The sequence below is a fragment of the Enterobacter cloacae complex sp. P47BA genome (assembly GCF_014930485.1).
Classification (GTDB): Bacteria; Pseudomonadota; Gammaproteobacteria; order Enterobacterales; family Enterobacteriaceae; genus Enterobacter; species Enterobacter bugandensis.
On the sequence record NZ_JADBRF010000001.1, the window covers coordinates 303328 to 323279 of the forward strand.

20 protein-coding genes are annotated in these 19952 nt (G+C 56.5%); 9 read left to right on the forward strand and 11 right to left on the reverse strand.

Features of this window, described 5'->3' with window-relative positions:
• Window positions 1–51 precede the first annotated feature (51 nt).
• The gene (locus tag IM299_RS01455; protein ID WP_193356899.1) at window positions 52–1224 is read left to right on the forward strand and encodes a benzoate/H(+) symporter BenE family transporter; all 1173 of its coding nucleotides are present in this window, start codon (window positions 52–54) and stop codon (window positions 1222–1224) included.
• Here IM299_RS01455 and IM299_RS01460 read toward each other — a convergent pair.
• Entirely contained in the window at window positions 1198–2070 is an 873-nt protein-coding gene (locus tag IM299_RS01460) for a helix-turn-helix transcriptional regulator (RefSeq protein WP_047365191.1), read from the reverse strand. The genes IM299_RS01455 and IM299_RS01460 overlap by 27 nt on opposite strands.
• A gap of 174 nt (window positions 2071–2244) precedes the next feature.
• On the opposite strand from IM299_RS01460, the gene IM299_RS01465 reads away from it, so the two are divergent.
• Window positions 2245–3141: a DMT family transporter gene (locus tag IM299_RS01465; RefSeq protein WP_041910027.1), complete on the forward strand. Its 897-nt coding sequence runs from the start codon at window positions 2245–2247 to the stop codon at window positions 3139–3141.
• A 34-nt stretch (window positions 3142–3175) separates the two neighbouring features.
• Here the strand turns inward: IM299_RS01465 and IM299_RS01470 are convergent, their stop codons facing one another.
• Together IM299_RS01470 and IM299_RS01475 are read right to left on the reverse strand one after the other, a co-directional pair.
• Entirely contained in the window at window positions 3176–3850 is a 675-nt protein-coding gene (locus IM299_RS01470; RefSeq protein ID WP_041910029.1) for a DUF3313 domain-containing protein, read from the reverse strand.
• 134 nt (window positions 3851–3984) lie between these two features.
• Window positions 3985–5580 (reverse strand): ABC transporter substrate-binding protein, encoded by a 1596-nt coding sequence (locus tag IM299_RS01475; protein WP_047365197.1) that lies wholly within the window; start codon window positions 5578–5580, stop codon window positions 3985–3987.
• Window positions 5581–5691: 111 nt separating this feature from the next.
• Here IM299_RS01475 and pepT point away from each other — a divergent pair, with 111 nt between their 5' ends.
• Window positions 5692–6921: a peptidase T gene (gene pepT / locus IM299_RS01480; protein WP_193356900.1), complete on the forward strand. Its 1230-nt coding sequence runs from the start codon at window positions 5692–5694 to the stop codon at window positions 6919–6921.
• Here the strand turns inward: pepT and tehB are convergent.
• Together tehB and tehA are read right to left on the reverse strand one after the other, a co-directional pair.
• A complete protein-coding gene (gene tehB / locus IM299_RS01485) occupies window positions 6918–7511 on the reverse strand; it encodes a tellurite resistance methyltransferase TehB (RefSeq protein ID WP_193356901.1) in 594 nt (197 codons plus the stop codon). The two genes, pepT and tehB, sit on opposite strands and share 4 nt — an antisense overlap.
• Window positions 7511–8512, reverse strand: coding sequence for a dicarboxylate transporter/tellurite-resistance protein TehA (tehA, locus tag IM299_RS01490; RefSeq protein ID WP_041910036.1), 1002 nt, complete (start codon window positions 8510–8512; stop codon window positions 7511–7513). Before tehA ends, tehB begins: the two co-directional genes overlap by 1 nt.
• 122 nt (window positions 8513–8634) lie before the next feature.
• Between tehA and ydcK the strand changes: the two genes are divergently transcribed.
• Window positions 8635–9615 carry a YdcK family protein gene (gene ydcK / locus IM299_RS01495; RefSeq protein ID WP_193356902.1) on the forward strand — a complete coding sequence of 327 codons (981 nt, stop codon included), beginning with the start codon at window positions 8635–8637 and terminating at the stop codon, window positions 9613–9615.
• On the opposite strand, the gene rimL is transcribed toward ydcK, so the two are convergent.
• The 4 genes from rimL to IM299_RS01515 form a co-directional block, all read right to left on the reverse strand.
• On the reverse strand, window positions 9610–10149 hold the full coding sequence (rimL, locus tag IM299_RS01500) for a 50S ribosomal protein L7/L12-serine acetyltransferase (protein ID WP_048958342.1): 540 nt from the start codon (window positions 10147–10149) through the stop codon (window positions 9610–9612). The two genes, ydcK and rimL, sit on opposite strands and share 6 nt — an antisense overlap.
• 54 nt (window positions 10150–10203) lie before the next feature.
• Window positions 10204–11859, reverse strand: coding sequence for a glucan biosynthesis protein D (locus tag IM299_RS01505; RefSeq protein ID WP_045260490.1), 1656 nt, complete (start codon window positions 11857–11859; stop codon window positions 10204–10206).
• A 242-nt stretch (window positions 11860–12101) separates the two neighbouring features.
• Entirely contained in the window at window positions 12102–12875 is a 774-nt protein-coding gene (locus tag IM299_RS01510) for a transporter substrate-binding domain-containing protein (RefSeq protein ID WP_193356903.1), read from the reverse strand.
• 22 nt (window positions 12876–12897) lie between these two features.
• The gene (locus IM299_RS01515; RefSeq protein ID WP_193356904.1) at window positions 12898–14067 is read right to left on the reverse strand and encodes a pyridoxal phosphate-dependent aminotransferase; all 1170 of its coding nucleotides are present in this window, start codon (window positions 14065–14067) and stop codon (window positions 12898–12900) included.
• Between the two features lie 114 nt (window positions 14068–14181).
• On the opposite strand from IM299_RS01515, the gene IM299_RS01520 reads away from it, so the two are divergent.
• Window positions 14182–15024 (forward strand): LysR family transcriptional regulator, encoded by an 843-nt coding sequence (locus tag IM299_RS01520; RefSeq protein WP_193356905.1) that lies wholly within the window; start codon window positions 14182–14184, stop codon window positions 15022–15024.
• Here IM299_RS01520 and IM299_RS01525 read toward each other — a convergent pair.
• Both IM299_RS01525 and IM299_RS01530 read right to left on the reverse strand, forming a co-directional pair.
• Window positions 15011–16516, reverse strand: coding sequence for a carboxylesterase/lipase family protein (locus IM299_RS01525; RefSeq protein ID WP_193356906.1), 1506 nt, complete (start codon window positions 16514–16516; stop codon window positions 15011–15013). The two genes, IM299_RS01520 and IM299_RS01525, sit on opposite strands and share 14 nt — an antisense overlap.
• Before the next feature lie 43 nt (window positions 16517–16559).
• Complete coding sequence (locus IM299_RS01530) at window positions 16560–17903, reverse strand: VOC family protein (protein ID WP_028013108.1); 1344 nt, start codon at window positions 17901–17903, stop codon at window positions 16560–16562.
• A gap of 506 nt (window positions 17904–18409) precedes the next feature.
• Here IM299_RS01530 and IM299_RS01535 point away from each other — a divergent pair.
• The 4 genes from IM299_RS01535 to IM299_RS01550 all read left to right on the forward strand — a co-directional run bounded on the left by IM299_RS01535 (window position 18410) and on the right by IM299_RS01550 (window position 19943).
• Entirely contained in the window at window positions 18410–18595 is a 186-nt protein-coding gene (locus IM299_RS01535; RefSeq protein WP_004150795.1) for a general stress protein, read from the forward strand.
• 94 nt (window positions 18596–18689) lie between these two features.
• Window positions 18690–19184 carry a ferritin-like domain-containing protein gene (locus tag IM299_RS01540; RefSeq protein WP_008502272.1) on the forward strand — a complete coding sequence of 165 codons (495 nt, stop codon included), beginning with the start codon at window positions 18690–18692 and terminating at the stop codon, window positions 19182–19184.
• Between the two features lie 23 nt (window positions 19185–19207).
• A complete protein-coding gene (locus IM299_RS01545) occupies window positions 19208–19411 on the forward strand; it encodes a hypothetical protein (protein ID WP_008502273.1) in 204 nt (67 codons plus the stop codon).
• 25 nt (window positions 19412–19436) lie between these two features.
• The gene (locus IM299_RS01550) at window positions 19437–19943 is read left to right on the forward strand and encodes a ferritin-like domain-containing protein (RefSeq protein WP_028013107.1); all 507 of its coding nucleotides are present in this window, start codon (window positions 19437–19439) and stop codon (window positions 19941–19943) included.
• The last annotated feature ends 9 nt before the right edge of the window (window positions 19944–19952 follow it).

Genomic DNA, 19952 nt, shown 5'->3' on the forward strand with positions numbered 1-19952 from the left:
AGCGCACAGTGTTACCTTATCGCGGACGTTATAACGCACAGCGGAGTTTCTATGCGCCCTACCTCTCATCTCGTTCTAGTCGTACTGGCTGGATTTGTCGCCGTTCTGGTCGGTTACGCCAGTTCAGCAGCTATCATCTGGCAGGCCGCCGCGGCGGCAGGCGCCAGCGCGCAGCAGATTGCGGGCTGGATGACCGCGCTGGGGGTTGGGATGGGCGTCAGCACGCTGGCGCTCTCCTGGTGGTATAAAGCTCCGGTGCTGACCGCCTGGTCTACGCCCGGCGCGGCGCTGCTCGCCACCAGCCTGCACGGCTTAACGCTGGCCGAGACAATCGGCGTGTTTATCTTCGCCAACGCGCTCATTTTACTCTGCGGCATGACCGGGCTTTTCGCCCGTCTGATGAAGCTGATCCCACACTCACTGGCTGCGGCCATGCTGGCAGGCGTACTCCTGCAGTTTGGGCTGCATGCGTTTGCCCATCTGTACAGGCACTTTCTGCTGTGCGGCAGCATGATTGCCGCGTGGCTGCTGGCGAAAGCGCTGGCACCGCGCTATGCGATCGTCGTTACGCTGCTGGTGGGCGGGATCGTGGCGTGGGCGGGAGGTGACGTTGTCACCGATAAAATCACCATTTCCTTCGTCACACCTGAGTTTATTGCGCCCACGTTCACCTTCACCAGCCTGGTGAGCATCGGCTTGCCCTTCTTCCTGGTAACCATGGCCTCGCAAAATGCGCCCGGTTTCGCGACCATGAAAGCGTCCGGCTATCCGCTGGCGGTCTCACCGCTCATTATTTTTACGGGCGGGCTGGCGCTGCTGCTGTCCCCCTTCGGCGTCTTTTCCATCTGCATAGCCGCCATTACCGCCGCTATCTGTCAAAGCCCGGATGCCCACCCCGATGCCGGTAAACGCTGGCTGGCGGCCATCGCGGCCGGCGGGTTTTATCTGCTGGCGGGAGTGTTCGGCGGATCCATCACCGGGATAATGGCTGCGCTGCCGCTCAGCTGGATCCAGACGCTGGCCGGTCTGGCGCTGCTGGGTACCATCAGCGGGAGTTTATATCAGGCGCTGAATCATGAAGCGGAGCGCGACGCGGCTATCGTCACGTTTCTGATGACCGCAAGCGGCGTCACGATCCTGGGCATCGGCTCGGCATTCTGGGGGCTGGTGCTGGGCGGCTTAAGCTATGCCCTGTTTTCACGCGCTCGCCGCGCGCAGCTGTGACGGCGTGATGCCCATGACGCTGCGAAAACGGTTACTGAAGTGGCTGGCGGAGTTAAACCCGCAGGCCAGCGCGATATCCGTCAGCGGCGTCGAGGTATGCTGCACCAGGTTTTTCGCTTTTTCCATGCGCCGTTGCATAACGTACTGATGCGGCGCCAGCCCCGTCGACTGGCGGAACATGCGGGCAAAATGGTATTCGCTGAGTGCGGCCTGCGCCGCCAGATCGGCCAGCGTCAGGGGCTGTCCGAGGTTTTCTTCAATAAATGCCAGCACGTTGCGCAGAACAAACGGCGATAGCCCGCCGGTAACGACCGGGAGCTTCCACTGAACGTTGGCGTAGTTTTGCAGCAGGTGGGTCAACAGCAGCGTAGAGGCCGTGCTCAGGGTGAGCTGGTTGGCCTGCTGCTGCCAGTCGCAGCCGAGCAGAAACTGGCGGTACAGCGCGGTGATCTTCGGGTCGCTGCCAAAAATGCGCTCATCCAGAGTCAGCGACAGGGGCCGCTTGTCCCAGATTTTTTCGCCCACATCACGCAGGTGTTCATCGGTGCAGTAGAGATGGACAAACGACAGGTCATCGCGGATGTCCCACGTCGATTCGCTCTCTTTCGGCATCAGACAGAAACGGTCCGGTCCCCCGCCGTTCTTCCAGCCGCCCGGCGTCTTTTGATAGCTCTCGTAACCGTCGGCGACGTACAGACTAAGGGTATGATGATTGCTTTTAACCGTTATCGTATCGTGCTTGTTGTACCACGCCGCCAGCTGAATGCCGGAATTGAGCGCGACCGTTTCCCGCAGGACCGCATTCTGCTGGCGAAGCGTTTCAAAGGTATCGTAAGCGTGAGACATAACCGTTAGCGCGTTATTGAGTGAACTGTCAGTCTAAGAACTGTTGTCCCCCGTTGCCAGCCCCCGGAAAAGAAAAAAGCGCAAGATTTTGCAAGTCTAGCGCAAGCCGGTGAAAGCCCCAGACTGAGGACAGCGCCATACTGCGGGCTTCCGTGGTTTGAGAAGAGAAAAAATATGAACGCGTTATTATACGGACTGGTGGTGATCATCTGGGGAACCACCTGGATTGCCATTTTCCTGCAGCAGGGTCCCGTACCCGCCCCCGTCTCTATTTTCTGGCGTTTCGCGGTGGCCAGCGCCACGATGATGGTGGTGTTACTTGCCCTGCGCCGGTTGCGTAAGCTGGCGCTGCGGGATCATCTGTTCTGCATGCTTCAGGGATGCTGCGTCTTCTGCTTTAACTTCTGGTGTTTTTATACCGCGGCGGCACACATCAACACCGGGCTGGAATCGGTGATCTTCTCCATGGCGGTGCTCTACAACGCCATTAACTGTTTTATTTTCTTTGGACAGCGCCCGCCCGCGCGTTTCTGGACGGCGGCGGCGCTGGGTCTTGTGGGGATCGTGACCCTTTTCTGGGACGACCTGCTGGCCAGCGGCTGGAGCGTATCGCTCCTGACGGGCATTGGCCTTTCCGCCCTCGGCACGTACGGCTTCTCACTGGGCAATATGATCAGCATGCGCCATCAGCGCAGAGGTCTGGAAACCATGACCACCAACGCCTGGGCTATGCTTTACGGCACGCTGGTGATGGGGGTTATTGCGCTCTTCAGAGGCGACAGTTTTACCCCGGAATGGACGGTCACCTACATGGGCGCGCTGCTCTATCTGGCCCTCTTCGGCTCGGTGATTGCCTTTGGCGCCTACTTCACGCTGGTGGGACGTATCGGCCCCGGGAAAGCGGCCTACAGTACGCTGCTCTTCCCGCTGGTGGCGCTCTCTATCTCAACGGTGTATGAAGGCTACGTCTGGCACATCAACGGTATCGTCGGTTTGCTGCTGATTCTGGGCGGGAATATGGTGATGTTCACGAAACCAGAGACCTGGTTCAGGCGCCTGCGTACGGCGTAAAAAAAACGGCCTGCGCAATGCAGGCCGCTTAACGTTATTTCGCTGTTTTATGCACGTCAAACATGGTGGCGTCCGTCGCCATGTCGTCAACAACCTGCTTCAGCGTCGCAAAGGTCATCGGCGTACTTTCGTTATTCAGCTCTTTACCTTCACCTTTACGAACCACCTTCATCACCGGTTTATTGGTGGCCGCGTCGATCAGCTCACCTTCAAAGTAGAGATGGGTATCCATGGTGCGATGGCCGGTTGCCATCTGCGTACCTGCTACCACCAGCGCGACCGGCACCACTTCATAGAACTGCAGGCCTTCTTTCTGCGAACTCACCCCGGTAATAGCACCGCGGAAAATCAGGCTGTGTTTACCCGGTGTGGTCACAATCGGCTTACGGGTACCAATAGCCGTTTTCATTTTGTTATTGGTGTAATCCAGCAGCTCATCAAGCGTTCTTTTACCAATCTGAGTGGTTGGTTTTGGCGCTGGATAATAGGTAATCGGCGTCCAGATAATGCTGTCATAGTTGGCTTCGTTATAAGAAGGGTCAACCCAACGCAGCGTTGGTTTACCCGTTGCAGACGTCGTCTGCTGCAAGCCGGAATAATCTTTTAAAAAGCCTGAATATTGTTCTGGAGCCGCGACTTTTGAAGAACAGCCCGCCACTGCCAATAAACCAGTAAGCACTGCAACTTTAAAAAAAGTTTGAGTACGCATGATAGTTTTCCATGTAATCTGCAAGTATGCATTTGAAGTTATAGCAAAAGTTCGGCGGGTTTGTTGTGACAAAAAATGACGTGCGGAGCACAAATTGCGAAAAGAGTGCCCGGCAGCGTACCGGGCAGAGAAAATTACTGATTAATATCCACCTGCCAGAACAAATGTTTGCCAAACGGATCGATTTCGTAACCTGTCACCTCTTTGCGCACCGGTTCGAAGATCGTTGAATGCGCAATCATGACCGCCGGCATCTGGTCATGCATGATCTGCTGCGCCTCTTTATACAGCGCTACGCGCTTGTCGCGATCGGTGGTTGATTTTGCCTCCGCGATAATTTTATCAAACGGCTTATAGCACCACTTCGCCGAATTCGAACCGCCGTTGGCCGAGGTGCAGGTAAACAGCGGGCCAAAGAAGTTATCCGGGTCGCCCGTTGCGGTCGTCCAGCCCATCAGGGCAGCCTGATGTTCACCGTCCTTCACGCGCTTGAGATATTCGCCCCATTCGTAGGTGACAATTTTGGTCTGCACCCCCACCTTCGCCCAGTCAGCCTGAATCATCTCCGCCATCCGTCTGGCGTTCGGGTTATAGGGCCGCTGGACCGGCATCGCCCATAAATCGATGCTGACGCCACTGGCAAAGCCGGCCTCTTTCAGCAACGCTTTGGCTTTTTCAGGATCGTAGTCGTAATCCTTCAGCTCGCTGTCAGCGCTCCAGACGCCCGGCGGCAGCAGGTTTTTCGCCGCGGTGCCGGTGCCGTGGAACACCGCGTCGATAATGGCCGGCTTATTGATCGCCATCGCCAGCGCCTGGCGAACCTTCACGTTATCCAGCGGCGGCTTTTGGGTATTAAACGCCAGGAAACCCGTGTTCAGCCCGGCCTTGCTCATCAGCGTAATATCTTTATTGGCCTTCATGCGCGGCAGATCCGCCGGGTTCGGGAACGGCATCACCTGGCATTCGTTTTTCTCAATTTTGGCAAAACGCACGGAAGGATCCGGGGTGATGGTAAAGACCAGCCTGTCCAGCTTTGATTTCCCCTGCCAGTAGTCGGCAAACGCCGTAAACAGAATGCGGGAATCCTTCTGATACTGCGCCAGCTTAAACGGCCCGGTGCCAATGGGCTGCATATCCACCTTCTCCGGCGTGCCCGCTTTCAACATTGCATCGGCATACTCCGCGGAGAGGATCGAGGCAAAATACCATGCCAGATCCGCAACAAACGGCGCTTCAGGGTGCGCCAGGGTAAAGCGCACCGTGTGGTCATCGACTTTATCAATAGCGGTAATCAGGCTGCCAAACTCCAGACTTTCGAAGTTGGAATAGCTGCCGTTAGAGACGTTGTGATAGGGATGGTTCACGTCCTTCTGGCGCATAAACGAGAAGATCACGTCATCGGCGTTAAAATCGCGGGTCGGCGTGAAGAATTTATTGCTCTGAAACTTCACCCCTTTACGCAGATGGAAGGTATAAACCTTACCGTCGTCGCTCACCTCCCAGCGCTCTGCCAGGCTCGGCACCAGCTCCGTGGTGCCGGGTTTGAAATCGACCAGCCGGTTGTAGACCGGCACTGCGCTGGCATCCACGCTGGTGCCCGAGGTGTATAACTGGGGATTAAAGTTTTCCGGTGACCCTTCGGAGCAATACACCAGCGTTTTCGCGGCTACGGTGGAACTGACCGTGAGCGCAGCGAGTGCCAGCGTTAACGTTGTGCGTTTGCTTGTCATCATTTATTCCTGTCTTTTTAATTCGACGGCTAATTAATTCTTTTGCCATTTCATAAATAACATTAAAGTGAAGTGGCAAACACCCGAAAAATAAATAAGGAAGAAAACACTATGGGCTCGCCGCTTTCCAGACAATTAACGCACCGTTTTTTCCGCTATCTTGCAATTACCAGCCAGAGCGATCCGAAAGTGAAAACTCTGCCCTCGACGCTGGGCCAGCACGACATGGCGCGAGAGCTGGCGCAGGAGCTGGCGCAGCTGGGGTTAGACGACATCGTGATTGACGAATTCGCGACCGTGACGGCAGTGAAAAAAGGCAACGTGCCCGGCGCGCCGCGCATCGGCTTTATTACCCACATTGATACCGTAGACGTCGGTTTATCACCGAATATTCATCCGCAAATATTAACGTTTAATGGTGAAGATCTCTGTCTGAATAAGGAAAAAGACATCTGGCTGCGCGTGAACGAGCACCCGGAAATTCTGGCTTATCCAAATGAGGAGATTATTTTCAGCGACGGTACCAGCGTATTGGGCGCAGACAATAAAGCGGCGGTGACGGTGGTAATGACCGTACTGGAAAACCTCACCGCTGAGCATCAGCATGGCGACATTGTGGTCGCGTTTGTGCCCGACGAAGAGATTGGCCTGAACGGCGCCAAGGCGCTGGATCTGAAACGCTTCGACGTGGACTTTGCCTGGACCATCGACTGCTGTGAGCTGGGAGAAATTGTTTACGAGAATTTTAACGCGGCAGCGGCAGAGATCCACTTCACCGGCGTGACGGCGCACCCGATGTCCGCCAAAGGGGTACTGGTGAACCCGTTATTGATGGCGACCGACTTCATCAGCCATTTCGACCGCCAGCAAACCCCGGAGTGCACCGAGGGCCGCGAAGGCTATATCTGGTTTAACGGCATTCAGGCCGGACAGAACGACGCCGTGCTAAAGGCTAATATTCGCGATTTTGATAAAGCCAGCTTTGACGCCCGCAAGCAGCAGATTGCGGACGTCGCCGCGCTGATTGCCGCCCAACACTCGACGGCGAAGGTCGACTATCGCATTGAAGATACCTACAGCAACATCAGCAATGCGATTGGTGAAGACCGGCGCGCCATCGACCTGATGTTTGAGGCTATGGAATCGCTCGGCATCACCCCAAAACCGATCCCTATGCGCGGCGGCACGGACGGTGCGGCGCTGTCGGCAAAAGGGCTACTCACCCCGAACTTCTTCACCGGCGCGCATAATTTCCACTCGAAGTTTGAGTTCCTGCCGCTGTCGTCGTTCGAGGCGTCTTACAAGACTGCCCTGCAGATCTGCCTGCTGGCCGCCCGTTAAGCGGGCTTGCGCGCCAGCATGGTGGCAAAGCGCAGCTTGATGCGGTTGCCGTTTTCATCGGTGCGGTGCAGTTCGCCAACCTCTTCTTTGTATTTGAGCAGCTCCCAGCCTTCGTAGTAGCTGCTCAGCTCACCGCTTTTGAACGCAAACGGGAAGCCGACAGTGCACGGGTAATCCGCCGTGTCCATCGCGGCAACGATCAGGTTGTAGCCGCCGGGTTTGGTGCAGCGCTGCATGTTGGCGATAAGGCCCGGAATGGTTTTCGCCTCCAGGAACATCAGCACCACGGTGGAGAGAATAAAGTCGTACTCGCCGTCAAAGCTCAGACTGTTAAGATCTTTGACGGCAGTGTGCAGATTCTCAATTCCTTCTGCCGCCTTGATACGCTCAATGTTATCAACGCTCATCGGGTTTTTATCCCAGGCGGTCACCTCGTGGCCGTTGGCCGCCAGGTAAAGGCTGTTGCGGCCATTTCCGCAGCCCAGATCCAATGTCTTGCCGGGCTTTACGATCCCCGCGCTGTACAGCACCTCTGAATGCGTACGGGTTAAGCCATATTTCTCTGTGAAGTAATTTTCATCGACAGCCATTATTTTTCCTCAGATTGCATAAGCAGTGCCTTATCAGTGCGCACCAGAAGTTTGCCCTGAATCAGCAGAATAAACGTACGGACCAACAGCATCCCAATGATGAGATTGGTAAAGATAAACAGCGGCACGGCAATGGCGTGGAAGAATCCAGACGAACTGCCGTGACCCAGATGCAGCCCGGTGGTAGCCAGAGCCGACACGCCAAACGAGAAACTCCAGAAGGAGGCGTTAAACGGCTGAGACACATACCACGGCAGCAGGCGCAGCATAAAGAGCAACTGCAACAGGCCGTAGCCGAACAGCATTTTGGCGAAGGTGTCGGCTTCCCCACCGTTGACGCTAAACCAGGCGCTGCACGCCACCAGCGCGGGCGCCAGCTGAATGCCTAAAGCGGTGCGCTGCGCGGTGGGAAGCTCCCCGGCGCTGCGAAGACGCTGGAGGATCACCGGCTCCAGGCTGAGCCAGGAAAAGACGCCCGCGCCGAGAAAAACGAGCCCTGCATCGTTGAACCCCAGAGCACCGCACGCCATCGCGCTGATGAAATTATTCGCCACCGTCGGCAGATACAATCCGGGCGTGGTGGCCTCCTGCGGGTGCCTGCCTCGCCAGAGCCCGGCGCTTTGCCAGGCGGAATAAGCAAGCTGTAACACCACGCCCACGCCGAACAGCGCCAGCGATACCGGGCGGAACCAGGGCACGAAACCGATGGCGACCAGCATGGTGGTGGCCGGAAAAAGGCTGACGAAGCTGCTCATCACCGGGTGGCGCATCTCTGCCAGCACGCTGTGCGGGAAACGGATCGCACGGGTAATAAACGCCGTCGTCAGTAAAAACCAGCAGGCAACTGCGAGAGCGACCAGAATCTCACCCGGCCAGCGCGTCACCGGCCACAGGGTGCTGGCGTATCGCCAGGCGAAACCCATGCCGATGATGCCCAGCACCATGCCAAAATAGCCTGCGGGAAGGTTAAGCGCCTGTTCAGGTTTGTTTAATTTATCCATTAATTTGAATTTTTAAAATGTATTTTAAATGCCATTTTAAGGGGTTTCCGCGATGGATGCCAGCACAACGGAAAGCCAAAAGTTTGCTACGTTTAGTGAGGACGCATATCAGGGACCCCACGATGAATAAGTATCGGCTCAGCGATGAAACCCGGCTCTGGCAATGGAAAAATGGCGAAACATCCCACTCAGCGACGCTGCGGCAGATTATCGCTACGGTGGACTTTAACGATGTGAAGGCCGGCACGAAAGGCGGCTGGATTGACGATGAGCGCGCCCTTGCGCAGGACGGAGACTGCTGGATCTACGATGAAAACAGCGTGGTATTCGCTGGCGCAACCGTGTCCGGCAACGCGCGCCTGACCCTGCCGTGCACCGTCAGCCATGACGCGCATATCGGCGATAACTGTTGGCTTGACGCCGCAGAGGTCAGCCACGGGGCGCGAATAAGTGACAACGTCACTATTCAGCACTCCTGCGTGCGGGGTGAGTGCCATCTCTACGGCGATGCGCGCGTGCTGCACAACAGCGTCATCATTGCCGCTAAAGGCCTCACGCCGGACCACGACCAGATCCTGCAAATCTACGGCAAGGCGACGGTAAGCCGATCGCGCATTGTGCATCAGGCACAAATATACGGCGAGGCGATGGTGAATAACGCGTTTGTTGAGCACCGCGCCGAAGTGTTCGACTGTGCGATCCTCGAAGGTAACGAACTCAACAACGTCTGGGTGTGCGACTGCGCCAAAGTGTACGGCAACGCCCGCGTGATAGCCGGTTTCGACGATGACGCCATCCCTACCCTGCGCTACAGCTCTCAGATTGCCGAGAACGCCGTGGTAGAAGGAAACTGCATCATCAAGCACCACGTCCTGATCGGCGGTCAGGCATGGCTGCGCGGCGGGCCGATCATGCTGGATGATAAAGTGGTGATTCAGGGACGCGCGCGGATCAGCGGCGACGTGCTGATTGAGCATCGGGTAGAAATCACCGACGATGCGGTGATAGAGGCCTTTGCTGGTGAGAGCATTCACCTGCGCGGTGAAAAGGTGATCAACGGCGACCAGCGCATCACCCGCACGCCGTTGCTGGGAGCGCTATAGGGTATAAATTTTGCCGTAGATGTTCACATCGTCATAGGCGCCATTCAGATATTCCGCTTCCCGCAGGCACCCTTCCAGCGTAAAACCGTTGCGCAGGGCCACGCTGTTGCTGTGCTGATTCGCCACCCGACACTTGATCACAAATCGGCGGATCTCACCGCGCTCAGCGTAGTAGCGCATAAACGCCTGCAGCGACTGCGAGAGGATCCCCTGCCCCTGGTGCGCTTCATCCAGCCAGTAGCCGATGTACGCGGCTTTGTTGGCAGGCTCAATCGCATTAAACGACAGTACGCCGACCAGCGCATCCTCCCTGAAGATCAAAAACATTTTGGCGTAGCCGCGCTGGTGCAGCATCTGGTTACTCTGCACGTTGCGTCGGGTATCGTCCTCGCTGCCCACGTGCTGCGCCCAGTCAAAGGCGGTTTGCAGATAGGCTCTGTTTTTGACGACGAGGTTATGCAGTTCGGCGGTGTAGCGCTCTTCGACGGCGCGAAGCTCGAGCGCGTTAGATACGGGAATAGTTTCGGATTGTATTGCGGTCATTGCCCCTCACCCTAACCCTCTCCCTGTGGGAGAGGGAATCGATCGTTAACGCATTACCCGGTCATCAACGTAATGACGTTTATCCGGCGCTGGCGGGAAATACTGATACAGCCAGGTTTCGCTGATGGCATCGCCCTGGCAGCGCAGGAACAGGCGCATATCCACCGGCTCCGTCGAATCCGACGTTGGGTACCAGTCAAACAGAATGCGATACCCGTCAAACGGCTCAACGTAAAGGATCTCAACCTGCTTCGCTTCACCGCTGGAGAGCGTAATCACCGGCTCAATGCCTTTTGGCGCAGCGGCCTTCAGGTCGCCGCCGACGAAGTCGATAGCAAAGCGACGGGCCCACACTTTCGGATAGTGTTCGCCCGGCGCCCAGCCCTCCGGGAATCCGCCCATGCCGGTGCGGGTCGCGTAAACGTTGGCCAGCGGGGAACGCACCGGCGGCTGCGCGCTCCAGTAGAGACGATATTTAAAGTCCAGCTCGTCGCCCGCTTTCACCGGTTTTTCCGGCTGCCAGAAGCAGACCACGTTATCCAGCGTTTCACCGGTGGTTGGGATCTCCATCAGCGCGATAGATCCTTTCCCCCAGTCGTTGCGCGGCTCAACCCACAGGCTCGGGCGCTTGTTATACCAGCCCATCACGTCCTGATAGTGGGAGAAATCGCGATCGAGCTGCAGCAGGCCGAACCCTTTCGGGTTTTTGTCCAGATAGGCATTAAACTGCAGCTTCTGCGGGTTATTGAGCGGACGGCAGATCCACTCCCCGTTGCCGCGCCACATTGCCAGGCGGTCGGAGTCGTGGATTTGCGGGTGAATGGTGTCGCACATGCGGCGTTCGTTGTTGCCGCAGCTGAACATGCTGGTCATCGGCGCGATGCCCAGCTGCTTAATGTCCTTACGCGCGTAGAGATGGTTTTCCACCTCCATGATCACCTGGCTCTTCTCGCAGTGGATCACGAATTTATAGGCACCGGTGACGCTCGGGCTGTCCAGCAGCGTATAGACGGTAAAGGTGGTATCGCCAGGCTTGACGGTTTCAAACCAGAAGGAGGTGAAGTCCGGGAACTCTTCCGGGGTGTCGGTAAAGGTATCTACCGCCAGACCGCGCGCGGAAAGGCCGTACTGGTAGGTGTCGTCCACCGCGCGGAAATAGCTCGCCCCGAGGAAAGAGACGATATCGCGGCGCGCCAGCTCAGGCGCTTTAAAGGCGCGGAAGCCCGCGAAGCCGAGATCGCTTTGCCCTTCCAGCTGTTTGGTATCGACACCCGTGTCACCGTAGCTGAACAGCTCAGGGCGGAAGTGGATCTCGCGCGCCATAGAGGTAGACTGGTCCAGCGAGAACATCCGCACGCGGCGGCGGAACCCCATTCCCATATGGAAGAACTGCACGTCCAGCTGACGCCCTTCAATATTGTTCCACAGAGACTGTTTTTCATCGTAGCGGATGGCGTTATACGCCTGCGGCGTCATGGTCGCCAGCGTCTCCGGCAGCGGACGCGGCGCGCCACCCCACGGGGTTTTCGCCAGGTCATGCGCCATGGATTGCAGTACGGAGAAGTCAAACCGACGGCTCTGACCGTCAGCGATGTCAGAGTCAGCCGCATATGCCGCTTTGGAAAACAGGGAAGCAAGGCCGGAGGTGCCGCTCAGGGCTGCCACAGCCAGCGAGCCTTTTAGAAAACGTCTGCGATTCATGCCTGGAAAAACGTCCTTATGGTCGTGTGAATGTGTTTCGCGCTCGGCGAAATGACGGCAAGAAAGAACGCACAGCCTAAACAAAAATGGTTAAGAATCCAATTGTTGGCCGGTGATTATCTGAACAAAGTGAGAAATATTTTCTGTCGACCAGAACGGCCCGAAAGTGGTGTAAAGAAAGCCTGGAAAATGTGTAGAAAAATGCCCCGTCAGGACATCAGCTGACGGGGCCAATGAGGCGGTTATTTTACGCTGACATCGATACCCGGGAAGTACTTATCAGCGAGTTTGGCGATCGTGCCGTCGGCACGTACTTTATCAATGGCGGCATCAAGCTGCTTTTTGGTGTCCTCGTCACCTTTGCGCAACCCAAAGCCGATCCCACTGCCGAGGATAGTGTCGTCAGACACCGGTTTGCCGATGAAGCCAAACCCTTTTCCCTGCGGCTTGCTGAGGAAACCCGCCTGCCCGGCCGCGGACATGACCAGCGAGGCGTCAATGCGGCCATTCAGCAGGTCGCCCCAAGCCATATTCTGATCTTTATACGACACCACGGTGACACCCTGCTTTTCCCAGTGCTCTTTGGCATAGGTTTCCTGAATAGACCCCTGCAGCACGCCGATGGTTTTGCCCTTCAGCCCTTCAGGCGTTGCTTCGACCGCCGTACCGGCCTTGCCGACCAGCTGAGACGGAATGCGGTAGATCGGCTGGGTAAAATCGATGCTCTTGCGGCGCTGCTCGGTAATGTTCATCGCCGAATTGATGGCGTCAAACTTCTTCGCCACCAGCCCCGGGATCAGCGCGTCAAACGAGGTTTCGACCCAGCTGCACTTCAGCGCTGCCGCTTTGCAGATGGCATTTCCCAGCTCAACGTCAAACCCTTCCAGCTCGCCTGCCGCGTTGCGACTCTCAAACGGCGGGTATTCCGCTTCCAGACCATAACGCAGCTCGGTGGCCGCGAAGGAGGAAAAGGTACACAGCAATCCCATGCCGACAACTAGCGCGCGTATTTTCATCTCAAACTCCTCAGAGCCTATCTCAGCGTGGTTTAACCCGACACAGGGCTTGAGCACCTGCCCGTAACGTCGCCTCATCTTTCGCAAAAGAGAGGCGAATCAATTTATTATCCGTGCCGTCGGCATAAAACGCCGACAGCGGAATGGTGGCAACACCGTACTCAACAATCAGCCGCTTCACCAGCTCGCTGTCGCGCTCGTCGCTGAACTGGCTGTAGTCCGCCAGCATAAAGAACGACCCGGCGCTCGGCAGCAGGGTAAACGGCGAATCGGCCAGCAGGCCGTGCAGCAGATCGCGCTTACGCTGGTAAAACGCCGACAGCGACAGCCAGGTTTGCGGATCGGTCATGTGTTCTGCAAACGCGTATTGCATTGGCGTATCGGCAGAGAACATCAAAAATTGATGGACTTTACATATCTCGTCCATCAGCTCTGCGGGTGCCACACAATAACCCACGCGCCAGCCGGTGACGTGATAGGTTTTTCCGAAAGAAGAAATAATCACGCTACGCTCCGCCAGCTGCGGGTGCGTGGCCATCCCGTGGTGCGGTTCCCCATCAAACACGACGTGTTCGTACACTTCGTCAGACAAAATAATGATGTCGGTATTGCGCGTCAGCGCCGCCAGCTGCTGCAGGTCATTAGCAGAGAAGACCTGGCCGCTCGGGTTGTGCGGCGTATTGATGATGATCATGCGCGTGCGCGGGGTGATTGCCGCACGGACCTCATCCCAGTTGACGGCAAAATCCGGCACCGTGAGCTTGATGGCGACAGGCGTTGCCCCCTGCAGACGAACAATCGGCGCGTAGCTGTCAAACGACGGCTCAAAGTAGATCACCTCATCCCCAGGGTGCACCAACCCGCTTATCGCCGAATAGAGCCCTTCGCTGGCGCTGGCGGTGACCAGCACCTCGCTGGCAGGGTGATACTGCGTGCCGTAGAGCGCGGCAATCTTATCGGCAATGCGTTCTTTGAGCGGCTGCAGGCCGGTCATCGACGCATACTGGTTATGCCCTGCCTCCATCGCGCGGGTAACGCCGGCGATCAGCTTCGGGTCGCAGGAAAAATTCGGTGCCCCCTGAGAAAGGTTGATGGCGTTATGCTGGGCCGAAAGCTGGCCGATAACGGTAAAAATGGTGGTCCCCACGTCTGGCAGCTTGGAGCGCGTTTGCACCGGCGTTCGTAAAGTCATCCTCTTTCCCTTCTCATGGATATTGCATAACTATTCAAACAACAACTTCGTTGCCGGGACAATCGAATTGTTGTCATAATAGCCATGAGAAAAATGCATAGCTGAGGTGTTTCAATGTCACGCCGTTCGCTCCCGCTCAATGCCATCGACGCATTTTTAGTCACCGCGCGTCATCTGAATCTTACCCACGCCGCCGCGGAACTCTGCCTGACGCAGGGGGCCGTGAGCCGTAAGATTGCCTCCCTTGAAGCCTGGTTTGGCTTTCCGTTGTTTGAGCGCCACGCGCGCGGGTTGCGCCTCTCCCCTCAGGGCAGCGCCCTGCTTCCCGAACTGCAGTCCTCCTTCGAACAGCTGCTGAACGTGGCCGACCAGGCCCGCAGCCAGCATACGGTGATCCGCCTCAAGGCCCCCACCTGCGCGATGCGCTGGCTGGTGCCGCGCCTGCTGGAAGTGGAGCGCGAGCAGCCGGATCTGCAGATCGCGCTCACCACCACGACCGATCATAACGTCAATTTCAAAACCGAATCTTACGATGCCGCCATCGTCTTCGGCACGCACATGAGCGCAGGCGATCTGCTGTTCGAAGAGGCGCTGACGCCGGTGTTCAGCCCCGTGCGAACGGGTGCCGCGCTGGGTTCGCTGACGTTTCTTCATCCGACAAGGGATAAAACAGACTGGTCACTGTGGCTGGCGAATCAGGAAGGTCCGGGCTTTGCTATGCACAAAAATCAACACTTCGATACGATGGATCTCGCCATTACCGCCGCCATTCAGGGGCTGGGCGTAGCCATTGCCGACGAAACGCTGGTGGCAGAAGATATCCGCGCCGGAAGGCTAATGCGGCCCTATGAGACCAGCGTTAAAACCGGCGCGAGCTACCGGCTGGTGCTGCGCGAAACGCCTTGTCAGGAGAATGGTCTGGCGGCGTTTCGCGCCTGTTTGCTTAATCGAGGCTGACGTGGTGCTTCATTACGCGCTTGAAGAGGCTCATGCGGGCGCGCATAAAGCGGTTTTCAAGCCTGAAACCTGCATGTTTATTCACACCAATACGTAACAGCACGTCCCGACCTTTGCGGCAGGCGGGCCAGCGCGTCGGCCCGTGAAGGCTGTCATGCGTTCCGGCATCGCGCGCAAAGCTCACCCAGTAATCAGCCACCTGGGCGGCAAACGCCAGATCCCGTTCGTTAACGTACTGGCGCGAAGGCTCCACCAGCCCGAGGGTATCGAACGCGTACGGCACCTCATTGCCGTGCCAGGCACCGTTGATATAGGTGGCGTGTTCCGCTTCGGCCACATAGTCAAACCAGTAGCGCCAGCAAAGCCCGCCGACGCGCTGCTGGGCCTGCATCACCACGTAGCCCATAGTGGTGAAGGCCATGTCGCGGCACACCTGCCTGCCGAGCTCCTCGTCGCCCTTCACGCCCGGATAAAGCAGCTTGATGAGCCCCAGCCCGAAGCGGCGCTCCCGGCGAAGCTTCTGGATCTGCCCGGCGAGATCGACACCAAACACCGCCATCACGCTGGCTTCATCGCTGTTGGAGCCAATCATCACCGGCACGGGATACTGGCGGGCGGCGAAAAAGACGTCCAGCATCGCCTCCGGCAGAACGCAATCCCCAACGATAGGGGCCGGGGCGACGTTCAGCGGCGCGGTCAGCGGCCAGAACGCCTCGGGCGGGATCGCGCGCAGCTGCTCGGCCGTCGCATTTTCCAGCCCGAAGTGGGTGGCCAGCGCTTCCCCTTTTTGCAGGGCCTGCGCGCGCGGCGTATCCGGCAAAGTGTACCCGCTTTGCACTATCGCCTTATGGAATAGTCCTTCCGCCAGCGGCGAGGCCAGCAGAGACAGCACGCTGCGCGCGCCGGCGGATTCACCAAACAGGGTCACGTTATTCGGGTCGCCACCAAACGCGGCGATATTATCCCGCACCCATTCGAGCGCGGCGATCTGGTCCAGCAGGGCAAAATTATGCACCACCCGCTCCTCTTCACCTTCCAGAGCGGGATGGGCGAAGAAGCCGAGATGGCCGAGACGGTAGTTAATCGTGACGACAACCACCCCGCGGGATGCCAGGGCTTTGCCGTTATACGGCGGCAGGCTTCCGGCGCCGATCGTAAACCCGCCGCCGTGCAGCCAGACCATGACCGGCAGCGGCCCGGTACGGTCGATAGGGGACCAGACGTTCAGATAGAGGCAGTCTTCAGAAAACTGGCCGGGATCGCCCCCGCCCAGCTCCTGACAATATTCACTGCTTTGCCAGCTTGAGGGCGAAAAGTCGGTAGCTGCACGCACGCCATCCCAGCGTTCCGGCGGCCGGGGTGAGCGCCAGCGCCAGTCGCCAACGGGCGGTGCGGCATAAGGAATACCGCGCCAGAGGTGAACGTTTTCATCGGTTAAACCAGACAGTGCGCCCTGGCGCGTTTCAACCACAGGGGCGGAAGGATTTTGCATAACGACCTTATTTTTTCCATCACACCCCTGAAGAGTAACGATTTCAGAGCAAACCGCAACGCTGTTTGCTGCGCGTTTCCGCCTCCTCGTAGAGCGTAAATTCGTCATACACCGGGCAGCCGAGCGCGGCTTCAAACGCATTGCGGCTGGCATTCCCGTGGCTGCGCGCCTGGGTTTCATTCCCGAGATTGGACTGGAAAATCCCCGCCGCACTGACCGGAAGGAAATCTTCGTAAATTATCGGCTGGGCCACCACCCACCCGCGCTCAATCAGAGGCTGCGGGTCATCCCCCGGACGAAACGCGTGACGATGGGCCTCTCCCGCCGGGGTCAGGCGATAGCGAAAATACGCCAGCTCCTGACGGCGCAGGAACATTTCGCTGTCCGGGAAGGCGCTGAAAATCTCCCGCAAATGCAGCTGGTGCGTGAGGTTATCTTTTCCGGTTCCGGCCTGGGCCAGCAGGCTATCGTACAGTTCACGGCCTTTCGGGGTCAGTGCCACGCCGCGCTGTTCAATTTCACCGAAGCGCGCGGTGTGGGTGCCTTTATGTTCCCCGGCGAAAAGCACCGGCTCTTCGAGGGCTTTAAAGCTGGTCTGACGCAGCAGGATCGGCACTTCACGACGCGGCGGCCCTTCGATCAGAATTTTGGGCTCAATCCCGTACTTCGGCATCAGCTCCTGCACCCGGTCAATGTCCAGCGTGCGCGGCGTGAGGTGGTTGATATGGCACCCCGGGAAGCAGACCACGTCAGCTATCAGGCGGTGCTCGTTACTCAACGCCAGGTAGGTCTCCTGGTCGACCGTTGCATGACGGTGCCAGCGGAAGGTTTCTAACGCTTCCTGCACAAACTCGTGCGCCTGCGCTTCGGTAAAGTGCCCTTCCGACTCATGGAGGTCAATAAGTTCCAGACAGCGCGGCGTAAAGATGTTCCGCTGAGAGAGAATTTCTGCCGCCCGCTCGCGTAACGCCACGTTTTCAATCAGCTCAAGGCGCAGCAGTGAGGTAAAGATACGAAACGGATTGCGGCACAGCGCCGCATCGTCAACCGGACGAAACGCCGTTGAGTGGACCGGTACCCCCGCCTGAGAAAGATCGTAATAGCTGACCGGGAACATGCCCATGATGGCAAACATACGACGCAGGGTGGAAAGCTCTTGTGCCGTACCGACGCGGATCGCCCCGTGACGCTCCACGTTCAGGCGTGCCAGCTCGTCGGCGTTCGCCAGTTGTTCATGTAATAGCGGATTATTTTCCAGAACCGCCAGGTTTACGTCCGCGACCAGCTCAAGCAAGGTGCCGTACTGCGGAACTTCCTGCTGGTACATCGCCGACATAGCCTGCGAAAAATGTTCCCGAATATCATCAGCCGTGATGGTGTTCGCCATGATGTCATGCCTCCAGTGAATATTACCTGGAGTGTAGAGAAACCCGTTCCTTCCGGGGGGAAGAATTTCCGATTTGTGATCTTAAGACGCCAGTGGTTAAACCGTGTGCTACCGGCCCCTGTCAGGCGCCTCGTCATCTTTTTCCAGGATTTTCCTTATGATTCGTAGCGGCTATTTTTTCTAGCCCCAAAGGGGTAATTTTCCCCAAATCACCGCTTGCAAATTATTCGTTTTTGCTACGCCATTATTATTGGCCTCAACCTTCCGATTTTTAAATGAAACTTAGGACTAATCTGAACATTTGTTTACAAGTCCTTCCCACACTTCCATATTTCCAAACCAAGCGAAGCGCAAACGCAGCAATAATTAAATATAACGCAACCGCTAATGGCGAAACGAATTTGACGTATGCCTCACAGCGACTAGAGTTATTACTCGAACGACGAGTGATACGGAATATTTTCGTATCGTACTGACATAACCAATATATGACTATGAGGTTTAATATGGCAGAGCATCGTGGTGGTTCCGGTAATTTCGCTGAAGACCGTGAAAAAGCATCAGAAGCTGGACGTAAAGGCGGCCAGCACAGCGGTGGTAATTTCAAAAACGATCCGCAACGCGCATCTGAAGCGGGTAAGAAAGGGGGACAGAACAGTCACGGCGGAGGCCGTAAATCTGATAACTCCTGATCTTATTTAGTACTCTTTTAATAAAACCTGAGAGCATGCTGCGGGCTGAAAAGCTCGCAGTACCCTTTCCTTATTTTACCGGAGCGTAATTAATATGAATATGAAAAGTGTTGAGGATGTATTTATTCATCTTCTGTCCGATACCTACAGCGCTGAAAAACAACTTACCCGAGCGTTAAGCAAACTCGCTCGCGCCGCCTCCAGCGAGAAGCTGAGCGCCGCCTTCACCGCGCACCTGGAGGAGACGCAGGGCCAGATTGAACGTATTGACCAGATCGTCGAACAGGAAGACGGTATTAAGCTCAAGCGCATGAAGTGCGTGGCAATGGAAGGCTTAATTGAAGAAGCCAACGAAGTTATCGAAAGTACGGAAAAAAATGAAGTGCGTGATGCCGCGTTAATTGCCGCCGCGCAAAAAGTGGAGCATTACGAAATAGCCAGCTACGGTACCCTTGCGACCCTCGCAGAACAACTGGGCTACAAAAAAGCCGTTAAACTTCTTGCCGAAACGCTGGAAGAAGAGAAAGAGACCGACCTTAAACTCACCGACCTGGCCGTTGGCAATATTAACCAAAAAGCGCAGAAATGACGCGATAAGACAGGTTAAATAAAATGAGCATCAGTCCCAGGACAATTAAACGGTGCCATTTAGCGGCAGCAATAATATGGTTCATTCTCGCTATCCCTTCCGTAATATGGTGGAAGAATAGCGTACTATGGGTCATTATCATCAGCATTTACGCCAATATTGTCGGCCACTTATCTGGCTATAGTGCCGCACGTGCCGATCAGGCAGCTGAAAGTGAGACCAAATAAGCGAACCCTTAATGAGGATACAATGATGAATCACGTAGAACACTACCATGACTGGCTACGCGATGCCCATGCGATGGAAAAGCAAGCCGAATCAATGCTGGAATCCATGGCCAGCCGTATTGATAATTATCCTGATGTTCGCGCCAGAATTGAGCAACATATTAATGAGACAAAACGGCAAATTACATTGCTGGAGGAAATCCTCGACCGTAATGATATTTCTCGTTCGGTCTTAAAAGACTCGATGAGCAAAATGGCGGCCCTGGGTCAATCCATCGGCGGTATGTTCCCGTCCGATGAGATCGTTAAGGGCTCGATCAGCGGCTATGTCTTCGAACAGTTTGAAATCGCCTGCTACACCTCCCTGCTCGCTGCGGCGAAAAAAGCGGGCGATACCGCCTCTGTGCCTGCCATTGAGACGATCCTCGCAGAAGAGCGCGAAATGGCCGACTGGCTGATTCGCCATATCCCGCAAACGACGGAACAGTTCCTGCTGCGTTCAGACGCAGACGGTGTCGAAGCGAAAAAATAATCCACAGGA

Bases quoted from the DNA above. Each gene is read 5' to 3' on its own strand.
- IM299_RS01470 (WP_041910029.1), bottom strand. From the start codon at position 3,850: ATGCGTACTCAAACTTTTTTTAAAGTTGCAGTGCTTACTGGTTTATTG.
- IM299_RS01475 (WP_047365197.1), bottom strand. From the start codon at position 5,580: ATGACAAGCAAACGCACAACGTTAACGCTGGCACTCGCTGCGCTCACG.
- IM299_RS01535 (WP_004150795.1), top strand. From the start codon at position 18,410: ATGGCAGAGCATCGTGGTGGTTCCGGTAATTTCGCTGAAGACCGTGAA.
- IM299_RS01545 (WP_008502273.1), top strand. From the start codon at position 19,208: ATGAGCATCAGTCCCAGGACAATTAAACGGTGCCATTTAGCGGCAGCA.
- IM299_RS01465 (WP_041910027.1), top strand. From the start codon at position 2,245: ATGAACGCGTTATTATACGGACTGGTGGTGATCATCTGGGGAACCACC.
- IM299_RS01530 (WP_028013108.1), bottom strand. From the start codon at position 17,903: ATGGCGAACACCATCACGGCTGATGATATTCGGGAACATTTTTCGCAG.
- IM299_RS01520 (WP_193356905.1), top strand. From the start codon at position 14,182: ATGTCACGCCGTTCGCTCCCGCTCAATGCCATCGACGCATTTTTAGTC.
- IM299_RS01455 (WP_193356899.1), top strand. From the start codon at position 52: ATGCGCCCTACCTCTCATCTCGTTCTAGTCGTACTGGCTGGATTTGTC.
- IM299_RS01525 (WP_193356906.1), bottom strand. From the start codon at position 16,516: ATGCAAAATCCTTCCGCCCCTGTGGTTGAAACGCGCCAGGGCGCACTG.
- IM299_RS01510 (WP_193356903.1), bottom strand. From the start codon at position 12,875: ATGAAAATACGCGCGCTAGTTGTCGGCATGGGATTGCTGTGTACCTTT.
- IM299_RS01460 (WP_047365191.1), bottom strand. From the start codon at position 2,070: ATGTCTCACGCTTACGATACCTTTGAAACGCTTCGCCAGCAGAATGCG.
- tehB (WP_193356901.1), bottom strand. From the start codon at position 7,511: ATGGCTGTCGATGAAAATTACTTCACAGAGAAATATGGCTTAACCCGT.
- tehA (WP_041910036.1), bottom strand. From the start codon at position 8,512: ATGGATAAATTAAACAAACCTGAACAGGCGCTTAACCTTCCCGCAGGC.
- IM299_RS01505 (WP_045260490.1), bottom strand. From the start codon at position 11,859: ATGAATCGCAGACGTTTTCTAAAAGGCTCGCTGGCTGTGGCAGCCCTG.
- IM299_RS01515 (WP_193356904.1), bottom strand. From the start codon at position 14,067: ATGACTTTACGAACGCCGGTGCAAACGCGCTCCAAGCTGCCAGACGTG.
- ydcK (WP_193356902.1), top strand. From the start codon at position 8,635: ATGAATAAGTATCGGCTCAGCGATGAAACCCGGCTCTGGCAATGGAAA.
- IM299_RS01540 (WP_008502272.1), top strand. From the start codon at position 18,690: ATGAATATGAAAAGTGTTGAGGATGTATTTATTCATCTTCTGTCCGAT.
- IM299_RS01550 (WP_028013107.1), top strand. From the start codon at position 19,437: ATGAATCACGTAGAACACTACCATGACTGGCTACGCGATGCCCATGCG.
- pepT (WP_193356900.1), top strand. From the start codon at position 5,692: ATGGGCTCGCCGCTTTCCAGACAATTAACGCACCGTTTTTTCCGCTAT.